This window comes from Streptomyces laculatispora (genome assembly GCF_017353455.1).
Lineage (GTDB): Bacteria > Actinomycetota > Actinomycetes > Streptomycetales > Streptomycetaceae > Streptomyces > Streptomyces laculatispora.
The window spans coordinates 1-6,509 of the sequence record NZ_JAFMPZ010000281.1 but is presented as its reverse complement, the minus strand read 5'-3'; the positions used below and the strand labels follow the sequence as shown (position 1 = coordinate 6,509).

The 6,509-nt window shown below is 71.8% G+C and carries 6 protein-coding genes and 1 pseudogene; 4 read left to right on the top strand and 3 right to left on the bottom strand.

Annotated features, from left to right (window positions below):
• Both J1C73_RS15555 and J1C73_RS15550 read right to left on the bottom strand, forming a co-directional pair.
• Positions 1 to 287, bottom strand: a pseudogene (locus J1C73_RS15555) (right-handed parallel beta-helix repeat-containing protein); the annotation flags it as partial.
• A gap of 159 nt (positions 288 to 446) precedes the next feature.
• Positions 447 to 2,075, bottom strand: a complete 1,629-nt coding sequence (locus J1C73_RS15550; protein WP_207316896.1) for an acyl-CoA synthetase — start codon at positions 2,073 to 2,075, stop codon at positions 447 to 449.
• Positions 2,076 to 2,239: 164 nt separating this feature from the next.
• Between J1C73_RS15550 and J1C73_RS15545 the strand changes: the two genes are divergently transcribed.
• The 4 genes from J1C73_RS15545 to J1C73_RS15530 are packed head-to-tail and all read left to right on the top strand — an operon-like array spanning position 2,240 to position 6,209.
• Positions 2,240 to 3,040, top strand: coding sequence for a crotonase/enoyl-CoA hydratase family protein (locus J1C73_RS15545; protein WP_123466891.1), 801 nt, complete (start codon positions 2,240 to 2,242; stop codon positions 3,038 to 3,040).
• A gap of 15 nt (positions 3,041 to 3,055) precedes the next feature.
• The gene (locus tag J1C73_RS15540) at positions 3,056 to 3,997 is read left to right on the top strand and encodes a Zn-ribbon domain-containing OB-fold protein (protein WP_207316895.1); all 942 of its coding nucleotides are present in this window, start codon (positions 3,056 to 3,058) and stop codon (positions 3,995 to 3,997) included.
• A complete protein-coding gene (locus J1C73_RS15535; RefSeq protein ID WP_207316894.1) occupies positions 3,998 to 5,050 on the top strand; it encodes a thiolase family protein in 1,053 nt (350 codons plus the stop codon).
• Positions 5,043 to 6,209, top strand: a complete 1,167-nt coding sequence (locus J1C73_RS15530; RefSeq protein WP_207316893.1) for a thiolase family protein — start codon at positions 5,043 to 5,045, stop codon at positions 6,207 to 6,209. The genes J1C73_RS15535 and J1C73_RS15530 overlap by 8 nt, the downstream gene beginning before the upstream one ends.
• Before the next feature lie 55 nt (positions 6,210 to 6,264).
• On the opposite strand, the gene J1C73_RS15525 is transcribed toward J1C73_RS15530, so the two are convergent.
• Positions 6,265 to 6,509, bottom strand: a 245-nt coding sequence (locus tag J1C73_RS15525; RefSeq protein ID WP_278186563.1) for a pyridoxine 5'-phosphate oxidase C-terminal domain-containing protein, incomplete at its 5' end; no start/stop codon positions are given.

The following is a 6,509-nucleotide window of genomic DNA, read 5'->3' as shown; positions in this document are numbered from 1 at the left end:
GGGCCTGACCCTGCGCGGCTCGTGCCCGGCACGATGACCGTACGGTCCCCGGAGCCGCGCAGGGTCAGGCCCGGCGTGCTGATCAGCACGCTCTCGCGGTAGGTGCCGGGCCGGACGACGATGGTGTCACCGGGCTTCGCGGAGTCCACCGCTGCCTGGATCGACTGGCCCGGATACACCACATGGCCGCCGGCGGCAGCGGCCGGGACGGACGGCACGGCCGTGCCCAGTCCGGCGGCCGAGACGGCTGCGATGCCCACGAGGCATTCGAAGTGTCGTTTCCTCATGAGCCGAAGCTATGGGCGATCACCCCCCGATGCCACGCAGGGTGACCGGTTGAGCGCGTGACGTGCCCGAATGGCTTACGTCATGCCCCGCGGCCCGTGTCTGCCGCGGACGCGGGGCCGCGCACTCGGGTGATACCGGCGACGGGCGCCGCGCCCGTCTCAGCCGTCGGCCGGGCGGACGGGTGCGACGACCGAGCGGGCCCACCGGTAGTCCGCCTTGCCGCTGGGGGAGCGCCGGATCTGCGGGGCGATCACCAGGTGCCGCGGGATCTTGTAGCCGGCCAGCCGTGTCCGGCAGTGCGCCTGGACGTCGTCCAGCGAGGGTGCCTCGGCGCCCTCGCGCAGCTGCACCACGGCGGCGACCTGGCTGCCCCAGCGCTCGTCGGGCGCGCCGGCGACCAGTGCGTCGTACACGTCCGGATGGGCCTTGAGGGCCTGCTCGACCTCCTCCGGATACACCTTCTCGCCCCCGGTGTTGATGCACTGCGACCCCCGGCCGAGCACCGTGACGATGCCGTCGGCGTCGACCGTCGCCATGTCGCCGAGCAGCACCCACCGCTCCTCGCCCTTGTGGAAGAACGTCTCCGCGGTCTTGCGCGGGTCGTTGTAGTAGCCGAGCGGCACATGACCGCGCTGCGCGATCCGCCCCGGCACGCCCGGTTCCACCGGCTCGTAGGTCGCCGGATCGACCACCGCCGTACGGGAGTTCATCCGCAGCCGGAAGCCGTTCCTCGGTCCGGAGTCGGCCGTCGCGGTGCCGTTGAAACCGGACTCGGAGGAGCCGAAGTTGTTCAGCAGCATCACATTCGGCACGAGCGCCTGGAACTCCGCCCGCACCGAGTCGGACATGACCGCCCCCGAGCTGGAGACGGAGAACATCGACGAGCAGTCGGTGTCCTTCAGCGGTCCCTTCAGTGCGTCGATCAGCGGGCGCAGCATCGCGTCGCCGACCAGCGACACGCTGGTGACCTTCTCCTTCTCGATCGTGCGAAGCACCTCGTGCGGCACGAACTTGCGGTGCACCACGATCCGCTGCCCGAAGTTGAAACCGATGAACGCGGTGAGCGTCGAGGTGCCGTGCATCAGCGGGGGAGTGGGAAAGAAGGTGATGCCCTCGCCGCCCGCGGCCACCCGTTCGGCCAGCTCCTGCGGGGTCTTCACCGGCTCGCCGGTCGGCGCGCCGCCGCCGAGGCCGGAGAAGAAGAGGTCCTCCTGGCGCCACATCACCCCCTTGGGCATGCCCGTGGTGCCGCCCGTGTAGATGATGAACTGGTCGTCGGGCGACCGGGGTGCGAAGCCGCGCCCCGGATCCCCGGCGGCCTCGGCCGCCGCGAACGCGACGGCATCCGGGCCCGGCGCACCCTTCGCGGGCGCGCCCACCCGGATGAGGTGGCGGAGCTTCGGCGCCTGCGGCGCGGCGGCCGCGACGCGCTCGTCGAACTCGGCGTCGAAGACGAGCGCCGCCAGGTCCGCGTCCTGGTAGAGGTAGACCAGCTCTTCCTCCACGTACCGGTAGTTGACGTTGACCGGGACGATGCGCGCCTTCAGGCAGGCCAGGACCGTCTGGAGGTACTCGATGCCGTTGTACAGGTGCAGGCCCAGATGTTCGCCGGGGCCGATCCCGGCCTCGATCAGGTGATGGGCGATGCGGTTCGCGGCGGCGTCGAGCCCCGCGTAGGTGAGCCTGCGCTCGGCGCCCGTTCCGGGATGGTCGAGGTAGACGAGCGCCTCGCGTTCCGGGACAGCGTCGACCACCGATTCGAACAGGTCGGCAAGGTTGTACTCCACCGTTCCTCCTGACCCCGGTTGGTGAGTGGCTCGGCGTCATTAGAGCGCCGACCGCCACAAGTGGGAAGGGGGCCCGTGAAGAAATCTGACTGCCTGTCAGGAAACTATTGAACTGCCTCCCCAACTACTGCAACCTGTTCTAGCCTTGAGACGGGAGACAGACCATGGGCGGTACGGAACACCTCACCGTGCAGCGCGAAGGCGCCACACTGGTGCTCACCTTGAACAGGCCGCAGAGCAAGAACGCGCTCTCGCTGCCGATGCTCGTCGGCCTGTACGACGGCTGGCTGGCCGCGGACGCGGACGAGGAGATCCGCTCCGTCGTCCTCACCGGCGCCGGCGGCTGCTTCTGCGCCGGCATGGACCTCAAGGCCCTCGCCGGGGACGGCATGGACGGCGAGCAGTACCGGGACCGGATGACGGCCGACCCCGACCTGCACTGGAAGGCCATGCTGCGCCACCACCGCCCCCGCAAACCGGTCATCGCCGCCGTCGAGGGGCACTGCGTGGCGGGCGGCACCGAGATCCTGCAGGGCACCGACATCCGCATCGCTGGCGAGAGCGCCACCTTCGGCCTCTTCGAGGTCAGGCGCGGGCTCTTCCCCATCGGCGGCTCGACCGTACGGCTGCCCCGCCAGATCGCGCGGACCCACGCACTCGAAATGCTGCTCACCGGCCGGCCGTACGACGCCGGGGAAGCGGCCCGGATCGGACTGATCGGCCGGGTCGTCCCCGACGGCACCGCACTGGAGGCGGCCCTCGCCGTCGCCGAACAGATCAACGCCTGCGGCCCGCTCGCCGTCGAAGAGGTCAAGGCATCGGTGTACGAGACAGCGGAGATGACCGAGACCGACGGCCTCGCCGCCGAACTGAAGCGCGGCTGGCCCGTCTTCGCCACCGCCGACGCCAAGGAGGGCGCCCGCGCCTTCGCCGAGAAGCGCCCGCCCGTCTACCGGCGGGCCTGAACCAAGGAGGCAACCGTGCCCGACGTCCTCAGCGCACCGCTGGTGGTCGAATTCCCCTTCACCCGCTCCCTCGGCCCGGTCCAGAGCGCCTTCCTCACCGGACTGCGCGAACGCACCGTGCTCGGCGTACGGACCGGTGACGGCAAGGTCCTGGTCCCGCCCGTCGAGTACGACCCCGTCACCGCGGAGGAGATCCACGACCTGGTGGAGGTCGCCGCCACCGGCACGGTCACCACCTGGGCCTGGAACCCGCAGCCCCGCCGCGACCAGCCCCTGGACACCCCCTTCGCCTGGGTGCTCGTACGGCTGGACGGGGCCGACACCGCACTCCTCCACGTCCTGGACGCACCCGGACCCGAAGCCGTCCGCACCGGCATGCGCGTCCGCGTCCGCTGGGCCGAGGCCCGCACCGGCGCCATCACGGACATCGCCTGCTTCGAGCCGCACGAGAGCGAGCCCGGCGAACCCGCCCCGCACGACGGCGAGTTCGCCGACCCCGTCACCGGCATCGTCACCCCCGCCCGCCTCGACTACACCTACACCCCGGGCCGCGCCCAGAGCGCCTACCTCGAGGCGCTGGAGGACCGGCGCGTCGTCGGCGAGCGCTGCCCGTCCTGCCGCAAGGTGTACGTACCGCCCCGCGGCGCCTGCCCCACCTGTGGCGTCGCCACCGACGAACGGGTCGAGGTCGGACCGCGCGGCACGGTCACCACCTACTGCGTCGTCAACATCAAGGCGAAGAACCTCGACATCGAGGTGCCCTACGTCTACGCGCACATCGCCCTGGACGGCGCCGACCTCGCCCTGCACGCACGGATCGGCGGCATCCCGTACGACCAGGTGCGGATGGGCCTGCGCGTCGAGCCCGTATGGACCGAGGGCGGCCGCCACCCCGACCACTACCGGCCGACCGGCGAACCGGACGCCGACTACGACGTGTACAAGGAGCTGGTCTAGATGCGGGACGTAGCGATCGTCGCCTTCGCGCAGACCGACCATCTGCGGCGCACCGACGAACTCTCCGAAGTCGAGATGCTGATGCCCGTCCTGCACCAGGTCCTCGACGCGACCGGCCTCAGGACCAGCGACATCGGCTTCACCTGCTCCGGCTCCAGCGACTACCTGGCTGGCCGCGCCTTCTCCTTCACCATGGCGCTCGACGGAGTGGGCGCGCACCCGCCGATCTCCGAGTCCCATGTGGAGATGGACGGGGCCTGGGCCCTGTACGAGGCCTGGGTGAAGATCCAGACCGGTGAGGCGGACACCGCACTGGTCTACGCGTACGGGAAGTCCTCACCCGGCCAGGTGCGCGACGTACTCACCCGGCAGCTCGACCCGTACTACACCGCCCCGCTGTGGCCCGACTCCGTCGCGCTCGCCGCCCTCCAGGCCCAGGCGCTCATCGACGCGGGCGACACCGACGAGGCCGCGCTCGCGGCCCTCGCCGCCCGCAGCCGCGAGGCCGCGTCGGACAACCCGCACGCCCAGCTCAGCGGCGCCGTGCCGGCCGGCGACTACCTCGTGCGGCCGCTGCGTACCGGCGACTGCCCGCCCATCGGCGACGGCGCCGCCGCCGTGATCCTCGCCGCCGGGGACACCGCGCGGGCGCTGTGCGAGCGGCCCGCCTGGATCCGCGGCATCGACCACCGCATCGAGGCCCACGGCCTCGGGGTGCGCGAGCTCACCGAGTCACCGTCGACCCGGCTCGCCGCCGAACGGGCCGGGGTCTTCGAACGGCCCGTCGACACCGCCGAGCTGCACGCCCCGTTCAGCTCCCAGGAAGTGGTGCTGCGCAAGGCGCTCGGGCTCGACGACCGGGTCCGGGTGAACCCGTCGGGCGGCGCGCTCGCCGCCAACCCGCTGATGGCCGCGGGGCTGATCCGGCTCGGTGAGGCCGCCGCCCGCATCCACCGCGGCGAGTCCGACCGGGCGCTCGCCCACGCCACGTCCGGCCCCTGCCTCCAGCAGAACCTGGTCGCCGTCCTCGAAGGGGAGAGCACTCATGCCTAAGGAGCCCGTGGCCGTCGTCGGCATCGGCCAGACCAAGCACGTCGCCGCCCGCCGCGACGTCTCCCTCGCCGGGCTCGTCCGCGAGGCCGCCGTCCGCGCCCTCCAGGACGCCGCGCTGACCTGGGCGGACATCGACGCCGTGGTCATCGGAAAGGCCCCCGACTTCTTCGAGGGCGTGATGATGCCGGAGCTCTACCTCGCCGACGCCCTCGGCGCGGTCGGCAAACCGATGCTGCGGGTCCACACCGCCGGATCCGTCGGCGGCTCGACGGCGCTCGTCGCCGCCAACCTCGTCGCCGCACGCGTGCACCGCACCGTCCTCACCCTCGCCTTCGAGAAGCAGTCGGAGTCCAACGCGATGTGGGGCCTCTCGCTGCCCATCCCGTTCCAGCAGCCGCTGCTGGCCGGTGCGGGCGGATTCTTCGCCCCGCATGTGCGTGCCTACATGCGGCGCACCGGGGCGCCCGACACCGTCGGCTCCCTCGTCGCCTACAAGGACCGGCGCAACGCGCTGAAGAACCCGTACGCGCACATCCATGACCCGGACATCACCCTGGAGAAGGTCCAGTCCGCACCGATGCTCTGGGACCCCATCCGCTACTCCGAGACGTGCCCGTCCTCGGACGGGGCCTGCGCGATGATCCTCACCGACCGCACCGGCGCGGACCGTTCGCCGCATCCGCCCGCCTGGGTGCACGGGGGCGCGATGCGCAGCGAACCGACCCTCTTCGCGGGCAAGGACTTCGTCTCGCCGCAGGCCGGCAAGGACTGCGCGGCCGATGTCTACCGGCAGGCCGGGATCAGCGACCCGCGCCGGGAGATCGACGCCGTCGAGATGTACGTCCCGTTCTCCTGGTATGAGCCGATGTGGCTGGAGAACCTCGGCTTCGCCGACGAGGGCGAGGGCTGGAAGCTCACCGAGGCCGGAGTCACCGAACTCGACGGCGACCTGCCGGTGAACCCCTCGGGCGGGGTGCTCTCCACCAATCCCATCGGCGCCTCCGGAATGATCCGCTTCGCCGAGGCGGCCCTCCAGGTGCGCGGACGGGCGGGGGAGCACCAGGTGGACGGCGCGCGCCGGGCGCTCGGCCACGCCTACGGCGGCGGGGCGCAGTTCTTCTCGATGTGGCTGGTCGGGGCCGAACCGCCCACGCGCTGACCGCACCCCTCCCTGACGGGCCGCACCACCGCGGCCCGTCCGGGGCCGGTACCGCTCACGGCCACAGCAGCTCGCGCACCCAACCACCAGGCTGGGAGCGGTAGTTGAGACGGGTGTGCCTGCGATGCGGATCCCCCTGCCAGAACTCCACGCTCTGCGGCCGCACGGTGTGCAGCGTCCAGTCCGGCGGTACGAGATCCGGCTCCCGCTCCAGTCGTTCCAGCGACCGCCGTACCGCCGCGTCCCGCTCGGCGGGACCGCTCAGCGGGCTGCTCTGCCGGCCGGTCAGCGTCTCCGCCC

Coding starts and splice junctions, on each gene's coding strand:
- J1C73_RS15545 (WP_123466891.1), top strand. CDS start 2,240: ATGGGCGGTACGGAACACCTCACCGTGCAGCGCGAAGGCGCCACACTG.
- J1C73_RS15530 (WP_207316893.1), top strand. CDS start 5,043: ATGCCTAAGGAGCCCGTGGCCGTCGTCGGCATCGGCCAGACCAAGCAC.
- J1C73_RS15535 (WP_207316894.1), top strand. CDS start 3,998: ATGCGGGACGTAGCGATCGTCGCCTTCGCGCAGACCGACCATCTGCGG.